The organism is Ruegeria sp. YTSC004 (genome assembly GCF_059609805.1).
Map to the genome: position 1 here is coordinate 513297 of NZ_JBXWMJ010000002.1, position 12585 is coordinate 525881.

12 protein-coding genes are annotated in these 12585 nt (G+C 58.3%); 5 read left to right on the forward strand and 7 right to left on the reverse strand.

What is annotated here, in order from left to right; translation table 11 throughout:
* Window positions 1–6 precede the first annotated feature (6 nt).
* On the reverse strand, window positions 7–2838 hold the full coding sequence (locus AC2FFP_RS06215) for a helicase-related protein (RefSeq protein ID WP_496766756.1): 2832 nt from the start codon (window positions 2836–2838) through the stop codon (window positions 7–9).
* Between the two features lie 22 nt (window positions 2839–2860).
* Window positions 2861–3430: a tetratricopeptide repeat protein gene (locus tag AC2FFP_RS06220; RefSeq protein WP_496880816.1), complete on the reverse strand. Its 570-nt coding sequence runs from the start codon at window positions 3428–3430 to the stop codon at window positions 2861–2863.
* A gap of 69 nt (window positions 3431–3499) precedes the next feature.
* Here AC2FFP_RS06220 and AC2FFP_RS06225 point away from each other — a divergent pair, with 69 nt between their 5' ends.
* The 3 genes from AC2FFP_RS06225 (at window position 3500) to AC2FFP_RS06235 (ending at window position 6662) form a co-directional block, all read left to right on the forward strand.
* Window positions 3500–3790 carry an SCP2 sterol-binding domain-containing protein gene (locus tag AC2FFP_RS06225; protein WP_496738736.1) on the forward strand — a complete coding sequence of 97 codons (291 nt, stop codon included), beginning with the start codon at window positions 3500–3502 and terminating at the stop codon, window positions 3788–3790.
* Window positions 3790–4773, forward strand: coding sequence for an alpha/beta fold hydrolase (locus tag AC2FFP_RS06230; RefSeq protein WP_496880817.1), 984 nt, complete (start codon window positions 3790–3792; stop codon window positions 4771–4773). The genes AC2FFP_RS06225 and AC2FFP_RS06230 overlap by 1 nt, the downstream gene beginning before the upstream one ends.
* 68 nt (window positions 4774–4841) lie before the next feature.
* A complete protein-coding gene (locus AC2FFP_RS06235) occupies window positions 4842–6662 on the forward strand; it encodes a M3 family oligoendopeptidase (RefSeq protein WP_496880818.1) in 1821 nt (606 codons plus the stop codon).
* On the opposite strand, the gene AC2FFP_RS06240 is transcribed toward AC2FFP_RS06235, so the two are convergent.
* The 3 genes from AC2FFP_RS06240 to AC2FFP_RS06250 are packed head-to-tail and all read right to left on the reverse strand — an operon-like array spanning window position 6663 to window position 8866.
* The gene (locus tag AC2FFP_RS06240) at window positions 6663–7550 is read right to left on the reverse strand and encodes a DMT family transporter (protein ID WP_496722269.1); all 888 of its coding nucleotides are present in this window, start codon (window positions 7548–7550) and stop codon (window positions 6663–6665) included.
* A gap of 13 nt (window positions 7551–7563) precedes the next feature.
* Window positions 7564–7833: a DksA/TraR family C4-type zinc finger protein gene (locus AC2FFP_RS06245; RefSeq protein ID WP_472723549.1), complete on the reverse strand. Its 270-nt coding sequence runs from the start codon at window positions 7831–7833 to the stop codon at window positions 7564–7566.
* Between the two features lie 58 nt (window positions 7834–7891).
* Complete coding sequence (locus AC2FFP_RS06250; RefSeq protein WP_496880819.1) at window positions 7892–8866, reverse strand: Gfo/Idh/MocA family protein; 975 nt, start codon at window positions 8864–8866, stop codon at window positions 7892–7894.
* A gap of 224 nt (window positions 8867–9090) precedes the next feature.
* Between AC2FFP_RS06250 and AC2FFP_RS06255 the strand changes: the two genes are divergently transcribed.
* Window positions 9091–10161, forward strand: a complete 1071-nt coding sequence (locus AC2FFP_RS06255) for a fasciclin domain-containing protein (RefSeq protein ID WP_496880820.1) — start codon at window positions 9091–9093, stop codon at window positions 10159–10161.
* A gap of 41 nt (window positions 10162–10202) precedes the next feature.
* On the opposite strand, the gene rpoH is transcribed toward AC2FFP_RS06255, so the two are convergent.
* Both rpoH and AC2FFP_RS06265 read right to left on the reverse strand, forming a co-directional pair.
* On the reverse strand, window positions 10203–11099 hold the full coding sequence (rpoH, locus tag AC2FFP_RS06260; protein WP_058273882.1) for an RNA polymerase sigma factor RpoH: 897 nt from the start codon (window positions 11097–11099) through the stop codon (window positions 10203–10205).
* Between the two features lie 146 nt (window positions 11100–11245).
* Entirely contained in the window at window positions 11246–12280 is a 1035-nt protein-coding gene (locus AC2FFP_RS06265; RefSeq protein ID WP_496880821.1) for an RluA family pseudouridine synthase, read from the reverse strand.
* On the opposite strand from AC2FFP_RS06265, the gene AC2FFP_RS06270 reads away from it, so the two are divergent.
* Window positions 12279–12584, forward strand: coding sequence for a DUF6476 family protein (locus AC2FFP_RS06270; RefSeq protein WP_496738744.1), 306 nt, complete (start codon window positions 12279–12281; stop codon window positions 12582–12584). The two genes, AC2FFP_RS06265 and AC2FFP_RS06270, sit on opposite strands and share 2 nt — an antisense overlap.
* Window position 12585 lies beyond the last annotated feature (1 nt).

Sequence of the window (12585 nt, forward strand, 5' to 3'; positions counted from 1 at the left end):
CGCGGATCAGTTGCCGTCCTTCAAACCCATAAGCGCTGCTGCAAACGGGTTATCGGGATCGATCGCCTTTTCCTTCCGGGGTGGACGGGACGAGAAGGTCTTGCCACCTTGCGGTTTGCCACCCTTCTTGCCCTGCGGTTTGCCGCGACCATCCTGCGGTTTGCCGCGCGGTTTGCCTTTGCCCGGCCCCTGCCCTTGCCGCTGTTCACGACGCGGAGCGCGATTGGCTGGACGCTGACGACCCCAGGTGAAAGTGTAGAACACCTCAACTTCGGTCTCATCTGAGGCGGGTTCGGTTGCCGGAGCCTCGGCTACCGCCTCGGTGCTTTCGGTGGCCTCGGCTGGCGCCTCGGCGGTCGCAACGACCTCTTCGCCTTCTGCCTCGGGCGCCGGGGTTTCTTCGGCGGCAGGCTGTTCCGTAACGTCAGTCGCGGGCTTTTCGACCTCGACCGGTGCGGCTTTGACCTTCTCTCGCTCACCGCGCTCGGCCTTGTAGCCCAGCCCTTGCATCAGATCCGCGAACTGCTCAAGCGTCATGCCGGTGATCGACAGCATATCGGGCTTGGCCTCGAAACCACCCCGGCTGTCTTCGGCACGCAGCATGTCTGCCAGACGTTCCAGCATGTCGATGCGGATCGAACGCTCACCGGCATCGCGGTAACCGCACATGGTATCGTAGCCCTCGGGCGCACCTTTGGCGACCGGAACAGTGACCAGACCCGGAGGCGGCGCGTCAGGGAATTCCTGCAATCCACCGGCCAGCGCCCAAAGAACCAGACGCAAACGCGTAGGCGCGGGTTTCAGCAGAAGCGGCATGAAGATTGTGAACTGACCAAACCGGATACCGTGCTTGCGCAGGGCTCCACGGGCGTCCTGATCCAGATCTTTGACCTCTTGCGCAACACCTGCGCGGGGCAGAACGCCCAGCCCTTCAACCATGCGGAAGGCGAACCCTTTGGCCAGACCTGACAACTCTTCATCGCGCGACAGGTTCAGCAGCGGCTCGAACAACGCCGCAACCTTGCGGTCGATGAAGTGCTGCAAACGGCGCTGCACTTTCTGTTCGACATCCGGGCCTGCGGCCTCATCCACAAAAACCTCGACCATCGGCTTGAGAGGCTCTGCCCCGGCAACCAACTTGCCAACAGCATACTCGCCCCACATCAGGCCACCCTGATCGGTAAAATCAATTTCGGTATCGGGCGCGTTGTAGAAGCGGTCTGCACGCAGATGGAATTGCGGTGCGAGTGCTTGCAGAGAGGCCGATTTCAAAGCTTTCGCCTCGGTTCCCTGTGCGCTTTTGTCCGGGGTAAACCGGAACCCTTCCAGACGACCGACGAATTCTCCTTCGACGGTCACTTCACCCTTGTCATTTACTTCGGCCAAAAGGGCCTCCTTCTGTTTGAGCCGGCGCAACAACACTGACGTGCGCCGGTCCACAAATCTCTGAGTCAAACGATCATGCAGAGCGTCCGACAGCCTGTCTTCTACAATGCGCGTTTCCGCGCGCCAATGTGATTCGTCACGCACCCATCCGTTTCGTTGCGCAACATATGTCCAGGTGCGAATATATGCCAACCTTTTGGACAGTGCATCAATATCCCCATCTGTTTTGTCGATGCGGCGGATTTGCCGCGCCATGAACTCGTCAGGGATAGCGCCGCGTTCATGCAGATGACCATAGATCACCTCAAGCAGGCTGGCGTGCTCCGCGTGGCTGATACCGCGAAAATCGGGGATTCGGCACACATCCCACAGCAATCGGACGGAAGAGCCATCGCTGGCACGGGCGATAACCTCGGCATCCTGAGACAGCGATTTCAGTGCGTTCAGGTCGTCTGCGGGTCGGGCCTTGATCAGATGTTCGCTGTCAGGGCTAACCTCAAGCGAGTCGATAAGGGCCTCAACCGAGCCAAATCGCAAAGCGGCATTTCGCCAATTCAGCTTTTTCATCGGCGTGAACCGGCTGTCCATGATCGCCTGCGCCACCCCGTCGTCCAGCGGTGGGGCTTCACCGGTCACGCCAAAGGTGCCATCCGACATCCCGCGCCCTGCCCGGCCTGCGATCTGGGCCAGTTCATTGGGCGCCAGAAGCCGCATACGCCGGCCGTCAAACTTGGTCAGAGACGAAAACGCCACGTGGTTCACATCAAGGTTCAAACCCATACCGATGGCGTCGGTTGCAACGAGGTAGTCCACCTCACCATTCTGGTACAGCTCGACCTGCGCATTCCGGGTGCGCGGGCTAAGAGCACCCATGACCACCGCTGCCCCACCCTTTTGGCGGCGCAGAAGCTCGGCAATGGCATAGACGTTATCGACCGAAAATCCGACGATGGCACTGCGCGCGGGCATGCGGCTGATCTTTTTCGAGCCGGAATAAACCAGTTGCGACATGCGATCGCGGCGCACAAACTGCGCTTCTGGCACCAGCGCTGCAATAGGCCCACGCATGGTGTCAGCGCCCAGAAACAACGTCTCACTCGTGCCTCGCGACCGCAGCAGGCGATCAGTAAATACATGACCGCGCTCGGGGTCAGCGCACAGCTGGATTTCGTCGATGGCCACAAAATCTGCGCCCATACCTTCGGGCATCGCCTCAACGGTACAGACCCAGTATTTAGCACGCGGCGGAACGATCCGTTCTTCACCCGTGACAAGGGCAACGACCGACGGCCCGCGGATCGCGACGATCTTGTCATAGACCTCGCGCGCCAGCAGACGCAGCGGCAGGCCGATTACACCTGTCCGGTGCCCCAGCATCCGCTCGATCGCGTAATGGGTTTTACCTGTGTTGGTCGGGCCCAGTACGGCCACGATTCGGGATGACCCGCTCACCTTTGCCCCCTGCCCCAGCTTATTAGAGGGCCGAGCCCTCGACCCGGGGCTTCAGTCGATTCACGGCATTGGTTACTTCTTCGTGATGGGGATGTATAGCTAAAGCACGCTCGTAAGCGTCCAGCGCTTTGTCGGGTCGATCGATGATCTCAAAAATCAGTCCCAATCCGTAGATAGCCTCGTAGTTGTTGGGGTTCAGCGTCAGGGCGTATTCCAGATCAGCCGCAGCCATACCGAAACGTTCGATCCCAAAAAAGGCCGATGCCCGCACGTGCCAGGCTTCGGCGAATTGCGGCGCGTGATCTGTTAGCGCAGTCAGATGCTGGATCGCGGTCAGGGAGTCGCCATCCTCTAATGCCTCGCGCCCGCGCTCAAGCAACAGATCCGCCGAGGCCGAGCCAGACTGTGCCCACAGCGCCTTGAGCTGACGATCTATGGTCATCGCCTGTTCGGGGGTTGCCTGCGACAGTTGCAACAATAGCTGTTCTTCATCCTTGGAATCCGCCGTTTGGGCGAAAGAAGGAATGGAAAACGTGACTAGAAGCGCTGTTGCCGCGACGATACCTTTGAGATTGGTGCTTGCAATGCTCATAACAACGTTCAGTGTAGCGCTGCGCCCGCGGATGTCCATTCCCGGCGCACAAACATAGTGAGGAGAATCATGAGCGACACTCTGGAAAAAGCGGCAGCCGCGTTGAACGAAAAACTGTCGGGCGGCGATTTTACCGCATCGGCAAAATTTGCCATCGCCGATCTGGGCTCGATCGTTCTGGACGCAAGCGGCGCGCGCGTCAGTGATGAAGAAACGGACGTCACCATGAGCGCGGACGCAGACACGTTCGAACAGATCCTCAGCGGCGAGTTGAACCCTACCGGCGCGTTCATGTCGGGTAAGCTGACCGTAGATGGTGACATGGGCGTTGCCATGCAACTGGCATCGGCACTGGCCTGATGGATCTGTCGCCGGCCCCTTTCTTTGCAGACATGGCCGGCGTCCCCGCCGGTGGTCAGGCTCATTGGCTGAACACAGCGGACAACACACGCATTCGGGTGGGCCACTGGCCGCCCGAAGGCGATGCCTGCGGCACGGTGATGATGTTCCCCGGCCGCACCGAATACATCGAGAAGTACGGCAATTGCGCGGCCGAATTCACTGGCCGCGGCTTTGCCTTCCTGGCTGTCGACTGGCGCGGTCAGGGTCTGGCCGACAGGCTACTGGATGACCCGCGCGTCGGGCATGTCGAGCAGTTCACGGACTATCAACAGGACGTTCAGGCCACGCTGGACCTGGCAACCGAACTGAACCTGCCGAAGCCTTGGTTCGTGATCGGACATTCCATGGGCGGGGCTATTGGTATGCGCGCGGCTTTGGAAAAGAACTGCTTTGCCGCCTGTGCCTTTACCGGGCCGATGTGGGGCATTTTCTTTACCCCGATCATGAAACCGCTCAGCCGTCTGACAGCCTATTGGGGGCCTAGGATCGGGTTGGGGGAAAAAACACCACCGACCACATCCTTGGAAAGCTATGTGGCCTCCCAACCGTTCGAGGGTAATGTACTGACCCGCGATCCGGACATGTTCCAGATGATGAAAGATCAACTGGCTGCACAGCCCGAGCTGGCGCTTGGCGCGCCTTCGACAATCTGGCTGCGCGAAGCGTTGGATGAATGCGTATGGTTGATGGACCAGACCGCACCGGATACGCCGTGTCTTACCTTTCTGGGCAGCCATGAACAGATTGTCGATCGCAAGGCTATCCGCGCCCGCATGGCGAACTGGCCGAGTGGCACTTTGGTCGAAATCCCGGATGGCGAGCACGAAGTTCTGATGGAAGCGCCCGACGTGCGCGGGCCGGTCTTTGACCAGTTGGCCGCTCATTTCAAAGCCGCGCAAACTGACGCGGTGCCGGAACCGGTTCTGTCTTCCGAAGTCTGATCACGCACCGCTTGTGATCCCCGTCTCGCGCGCCTAGATGTTGGCGAAAGCTATTATCGAGGTGATCCATGCGCGACCTTCCCTTTCCCGTCCGAGACGCAAATGCTGCCGGAGGTGCCGGCAATCTGGGCAACCTGCCGGAATGGGATCTGACCGATCTCTACACCTCAGAGGACGCGCCCGAACTGTCCCGCGATCTGGACTGGTTGGAAAAGGAATGCGCCTCGTTTGCCGAAGACTACGAGGGTAAGCTGGCTGATCTGGATGCTGCAGGTCTGCTGACCTGCGTCGAGCGCAATGAGAAGATCAATTCAATCGCCGGTCGCATCATGTCGTTTGCCGGCCTGCGCTACTATCAGCTGACCACAGATGCCGAGCGTGCCAAGTTCCTGTCCGACATGCAGGAAAAGATCACCATCTTCACCACCCCGCTGGTGTTCTTCACGCTTGAGATCAACCGCATCGACGATGATGTCCTGAAGGCGCATTTCGATGTGAATGCCGATCTGGCGCGGTACGAGCCTGTCTTCCGCCGAATCCGCGCGATGAAACCCTACCAACTGTCTGACGAGCTTGAGAAATTCCTGCACGACCTCGGCGTTGTGGGCGACGCGTGGGAGCGGTTGTTCGACGAGACCATTGCTGGCCTGACCTTCACAGTTGATGGCGAAGAGCTGAATATCGAAGGCACCCTGAACCTGCTGACGGAACAGGATCGCGCCAAACGCGAAGCGGCCGCGCGCGAGTTGGCCAATGTGTTTCAGGACAACATCAAGACCTTTGCCCGCGTCCACAACACGCAGGCCAAGGAAAAGGAAATTGTCGACCGCTGGCGCAACATGCCGACCGCTCAGACCGGTCGTCACCTGTCTAATGACGTGGAACCCGAAGTGGTCGAAGCCCTGCGCGAGGCGGTCGTGGCCGCCTACCCTAAGCTCAGCCATCGCTACTACGAGCTGAAACGCAAATGGCTGGGTCTGGATGTCATGCAGGTCTGGGATCGTAACGCTCCGCTGCCGATGGAAGACACCCGCATCGTTGATTGGGATGAAGCGGAAAAGACGGTGATGGATGCCTACAATGCCTTCGATCCCCGCATGGGTGAGATTGCAGCGCCCTTCTTCTCGAAAGGCTGGATCGACGCGGCCGTGAAGCCCGGTAAAGCTCCGGGCGCGTTTGCGCATCCGACCGTCACCGAGGTTCATCCATACGTGATGCTCAACTATCTGGGCAAACCGCGCGACGTGATGACACTGGCGCATGAGTTGGGGCACGGCGTCCACCAGGTTCTGGCGGCCGATCAGGGCGAGATGCTGTCTTCTACCCCACTGACGTTGGCAGAGACGGCTTCGGTCTTTGGTGAAATGCTGACCTTCCGCAAGATGTTGGACAAGGCCGAAACCCCAGAACAGCGCAAAGTGCTGCTGGCCGGCAAGGTCGAGGATATGATCAACACGGTCGTACGTCAGATCGCCTTTTACGACTTTGAATGCAAGCTGCATGCGGCCCGCCGCGAGGGTGAGCTGACCCCGGATGACATCAACGCTTTGTGGATGAGCGTACAGGCCGAAAGCCTTGGGCCCGCATTTGAATTCATGGATGGGTACGAGACCTTCTGGGCCTATATCCCGCACTTCGTCCATTCACCGTTCTACGTCTACGCTTATGCGTTCGGTGACGGTTTGGTGAACGCGCTATATTCGGTCTACGAAAGCGGTGCGGACGGGTTCGAAGACAAGTATTTCGAAATGTTGCGCGCTGGTGGGTCCAAACACCACAAGGAACTGCTGGCACCGTTCGGATTGGATGCAAGCGATCCCAAATTCTGGGACAAGGGTCTGTCGATGATTTCCGGCTTTATCGACGAGCTGGAAGCGATGGAAAACTAGTCACTTCTGGCTTTTGGTCGTCAGGAAAATGGCGACCACAATCAACACAGCCCCTAGGGCCGCGACCGGCGTGATTGCGGCCCCCAGAAACAGGGCTGAGTTGATGAACGTAAACACCACGGATGCGGCGAACATCAAGGTCGCAGTCAACGTCGAGACCCGCGCGGCGGCCTCGTACCAGAGGTAGTAGGCCAAAGCGGTCGGCAGCACCCCCAACAAAATCAGGAACACGGCATCGTTGGCTGTTGGTATTTGTAGTGAAAATGCGGCCAGCGGGACCAATAGCACACCCGAGCACAAGAATATCCCAAATAGGAAGTTCAGACGTTCTCCGGTCGTTTCAGAATTTCGCATCGCCCGGCTGCTTGAGATTAGGAAAACCGCCCAGCTTAGCCCTGCGCCAATTTCAAGCAAGTCCCCGAACAGGGGCTCTCCACCGCCTTGGAAATCCTGATAAACCGTTAGGAAGACGCCGAAAATCGCCAACCCCGTGGCAAGTATGTCTGTGCGCGTAACGGGCGTGTCCGCAAAGAAATACAAGAAGATCAGCACAAAGAATGGCGCCGTGTTCTCAAGAACCATGGCATTGGCTGCACCGGTATGTTCAAGCCCGATATGGAACAGGATGTAGTTGACCACGGTGGACAGAACGGCCAGCCGAAAATTCCAGTCATTCAACCGGATCGAAACAGCGACCCGCATCACGCGCAGCATGCAATAAATAGCGATAGCTGCGATGAACAGGCGCGTTACCGCAATTTGCAGCCCTCCCAGATCGCTGGTCAGGTAGCGGACTATGACGCTGTGCGTGCCCCACAGGAAAGCCGCAAGAAACCCAAGAACCAGCCCGTTTTGCAAGAGTGGCTGCTTCTCTTTGGTGTCGGGCATCCTTGTGCCCCGCTTACTTCAACTGACTGTCTTTAGAACCGCGCCGATTGATTCCGCCACGCGCCTGGAATGAGCTGTCCCGATCCTGTTGGCAATCCAGGCAAAGTTTAACACCGGGAATGGCGATCCGTCGCTTTTCTGGAATCGGCTCTTCACATTCGGCGCAATGGGTCAGGCTTTCCCCGACAGGCCGCTTTTGCGCCTGCATCCGGGCCAGTTCGTCCGTAATGGACGCTTCAATCTGTTCGCTCACCGCGCCATCACGCGCCCAACCGCCTGCCATGGTCTCCCTCCTGAACAGGTGACAGCCAGATTAGTCCAGCCGAGCGCTGCGTGGCAAGTCAGAGGGCGACTGCGCCCTCGAACACCCTGTCAATCATTGCCTGCGTACCCTTCGAGAATTCCAGCGGGCATGGGTAATCAGCCCCGTCGCGGACTGACTGGCAAAACGCCTCGACCTGAAGCTTGTAGTGATCGTCGCCCGGGAATCGCGTGACCTGAACCTCAAGACCCGGACGGTGCAGTTCCACCCGCGCCTCACCAAAAACACGCGCGTTGAAGGGCGCGGTCAGGCGGATCACGCCACCCTCGCCATGGAACACCATTTCCTGATGCGGGTGCATCCGGATCGAGACGTAGCTGGAATAGGTGAATTCAGGGAATTGCGCGCGTATTTCGGTGAAGGCATCAATGCCGTCTTCCCAGCGGATTGCAGATTGTACCGAGACCGGTTCTTGCCCGGTGGCGAACCGGGCGCTGCCGATTACATAAACGCCAATGTCGCGCAACCCACCGCCCCCGGTTTCGGCCCGGTTACGGATGTTTCCGGTGTCTGCGCGGTTGTCAAAACTGAACGCGCCCGTCACATGCACGAGCTTTCCAATGGCCCCATCCGCAATCAGTTGTCGAACGAAATGCCACTGCGGGTGGTGCACAATCATGTAGGCTTCGGCCGCCAGCAAACCGGTCTGATCCCTCCTTTCGATCAGCGCATCAAACTCGGGCGCGGACATGGCCATGGGCTTTTCACACAGAACATGCTTACCCGCGTCCAGCGCCTTGAGGCTCCATTCGACATGCAGATGGTTGGGCAGCGGGATATAGACCGCGTCGATCTTGGGATCGGCCAAAAGGGCGTCATAGCTGCCATAAACCGTCAGATCAGGGCAGTACTGCTGGAACGGCTCAGCCTTGGCTGCGTCCGACGTGGCGAGACCTGCCAACCGGGCCCCGTCCGCCGCGTGAATTGCCGGCGCCATGAACTGTCGTGCGAATTTCGCGGCGCCAAGAACGCCCCATTGAACAGGTTGCTGCATACCGCCGCCTCATCCTTTGTTAGCTTGTGCCGTCTCTATCAGGGAATCGCTTTAAAGTCAGGGGTTTCGTGGTGTTTTCCGTCCATCAGTGCACGTAAACCTGAGAATTTCTTGATCCGTTTCATTGTCTGCGCCGTAGCAACTATGTCACCGGGTAATCGGCATTGTCCGCTCAAAGCACCCGGGATTGATGTTGTGACCAACTGGGTGGGAGATTGCCAGACATGCCAACACCGACAGAGACAATTACAGGAACCGTGTTGATGAGCGGAGCCGTCGGCTCGTTCGATGACAACAACGGAGATTTTGACATCTTGCGCGAGGCCGTTGTTGCCGCCGGCCTTGCTGGGGCACTGGATGACCCCGAGGCCAGCCTTACGGTTTTCGCCCCGACCGACGCCGCCTTTATCGGACTTGCCCAGGCATTGGGCTATGCGGGTTCGGACGAAGCAGGCGCGTTGGGGCACATCGTCAAGGCGCTGACCCTGTTGGGCGGAGGGGATCCCATCCCCCTGCTGACAGAGGTTCTGAAATATCATGTGGTGAACGGGGAATTCGACCTGGCTGCTGTCGCCGGCCTGGGCGACGGCGCCCAGATCGAAACGTTGCAGGGTTCATCGGTTGAGTTGAACCTTCAAAGCGACCCACCAAGTTTGGGCGATGCAGATGACGGCATCGCCGATCCGGGTATCATCCAAACCGATATTGAAGCCACAAACGGGATCATTCACGCCCTAAACGGAGTCCTTCTGCCCGTATCGGTTACGGACATTCTGGGTCAGAAGAACACCGATTTCATCCTCGGCGACGACTCGGACGAGTTCTATTTTACCGGGCGCGGTCAGGACTTTGTGCATGGCGGTGGCGGAAATGATGTCATCAATACTGGCCGAGGCAATGATGTCGCGCTTGGAGGCGCTGGCAATGATGTGATCTTTGGCGGTCGTGGCAAAGACATTCTGCGCGGTGATGAAGGAGAAGATACGATATTCGGCGGCAGAGGAGCCGATGTGATCGACGGTGGAGCCGATGATGACATCATGTTCGGCGGACGTGGCAAAGACATGTTTGTCATTGAAAACGGGGATGGCGATGATTGGATCGTCGACTTCCGGGTCGGAAAGGACAAGATTGACTTGTCCGGCTACGAAAGCATCGCCGGGTTTGAAGATATCGAGGATGATATCTCCGGCGGCTTCTTCCAGACCACCATCGAACTAGGGGACGGGGACAGTATTGTCCTTACGGGCGTTGGAGCCGGACATCTGACCGAAGACAGCTTTATTTTCGCCTAAAGAAGTTCAGCCCGCCACAACGGCGGGCTGAACCAATTGGGTCAGACAGTACCCAGCATGCCCTTTTCACGAGCCAGTTCGCGCATCTTTTTCTGCAGCTTCTCGAAGGCACGAACCTCGATCTGACGAATACGCTCGCGGCTGACATTGTACTGCGTGCTGAGCTCTTCCAGCGTGACGGGCTGATCCATCAGACGGCGCTGAGTCAGGATGTCCTTTTCCCGGTCATTCAGGACATCCAGCGCAGCCGCCAGAAGCTCGCGGCGGGCGTCAAGCTCGTCGCGGGCTTCGTAATCGCCGGCCTGATCGGCATCCTCGTCCTCAAGCCAGTCCTGCCATTGCATGGTGCCTTCGCCCTCGGACCCGACGGTCGCGTTCAGCGAGGCATCACCACCAGACATCCGGCGGTTCATGCTGATGACTTCAGCTTCGGTCACGCCTAGATCAGTAGCAATCCGCTTGACGTTTTCAGGACGCAGGTCGCCTTCTTCCAGCGCACCAATACGGGCCTTAGCCTTGCGAAGGTTAAAGAACAGCTTTTTCTGCGCCGATGTCGTGCCCAGCTTGACCATCGACCACGACCGAAGAACGTATTCCTGGATCGAGGCACGAATCCACCACATTGCATAGGTCGCCAGACGGAAACCTTTTTCCGGATCAAACTTTTTGACCGCCTGCATCAGGCCCACATTGGCCTCGGAAATCACCTCGGCCTGTGGCAGGCCGTAGCCGCGATAGCCCATAGCAATCTTGGCCGCCAATCGCAGGTGCGACGTGACCATTTTATGTGCAGCTTCAGTGTCTTGCTCTTCGACCCAACGCTTGGCGAGCATGTACTCTTCTTCCGGCTCAAGCAGCGGAAATTTGCGAATTTCCTGCATATAGCGGTTCAGGCCGCCCTCGGGCGTCGGCGCGGGGAGATTTGCGTAATTTGCCATGATTCATGTCCCTCCGACAAATGTTTATTTCGTTAACATGGGATATGGGAATAAGTCCCGATCCATTCAAGAGGTACCGTTAACAGTTTGAAATTAACGATTGATAAAGGAAAGCTAAGAACGCGTTACTCACGTATGTTTGCGTATTATGTCAGCGGCGCGCGCAGTTGTTCAATCAGAAATTCCATATCTTTTGGCAAATCGGCCTCAAACCGAAGGGTTTCGCCTGTCACAGGGTGCTCAAAGCCTAAAATTGCGGCATGCAGCGCCTGTCGCGAAAAACTGCGCACAGCCTCGGCGGCGACCGGATTGAAGGCTTTCGCCGCAAGCTTACGCTTGCCCCCATACACCGGATCGCCAACCAGCCCATGCCCGGCATGGGCCATATGGACACGGATCTGGTGCGTTCGGCCGGTTTCCAGCCAACATTCAATCAGCGCGATGCCTGCCGGGTTGCCAAATGTCTCGACCAACCGCGCACGAGTTACCGCATGCCGACCACCGTGGAACAGAACCGCTTGTTTCTGCCGGTCGTTTTTGTGCCGCGCCAATTGCGTGGTCAGCCGCATGATATTGCCCGGTTCAAAGCTGACACCTTTGATGCCGCGCAGTCGCGGATCATTCGCATCCGGTACGCCGTAGCAAATCGCGCGGTAATAGCGTTCGACGCTATGCGCCTCGAACTGCGCCGCCAGACCGTGATGGGCCGCGTCAGACTTGGCGACCACCAGCAAGCCGCTGGTCTCTTTGTCGATGCGGTGCACGATGCCAGGGCGTTTGACGCCCCCCACACCTGACAGGTCCTCGCCACAATGATGCAGCAACGCATTGACCAGCGTTCCGTTGGGCGAGCCCGGCGCAGGGTGAACGACCATGCCTGCGGATTTGTTGATGACGATCAGGTCCGCGTCCTCATAGACGACGTTCAGCGGGATATCTTCTGGACCGATATGGCTTTCTTCTGCTTCGGCGACGGAGATCGACACCGAGGCGCCTTCGGCCACCTTGGCCTTGGGGTCCCGGACTTCGACACCGTCGATTGTCACCTCACCGTTCTCGATAAGACGGGTCAGACGGGTGCGCGACAGGTTTTCATCCGCTGGTACATCCCGCGAAAGCGCCTTATCAAGGCGTGGCGGCGGATCGGCCGCGATCTGAAATTCAATCTGGCGGGTGCCCATGACTGTCCCTTCCGAACCCCAAGAACCGCAGGAAACACCTCAGCTTCGCTTGCTGCGGCGCATGGTCATGCTGCTGACCGCGGTGATGATTGGCGGGGTTCTAGTGACATTCGCACTGATTGTCATCCGACTATCGGACAGAACCCCTACCCTGCCCGATCAAATCGAACTGCCGGATGGTGCCAAAGCTCAGGCCGTAACGATCGGCAGCAACTGGTACGCCGTCGTGACCGATGGCAACCGAATCCTGATTTTTGACAAGACGACCGGAAAACAGCGCCAGGAAATCGTCGTGCAGGAATAGC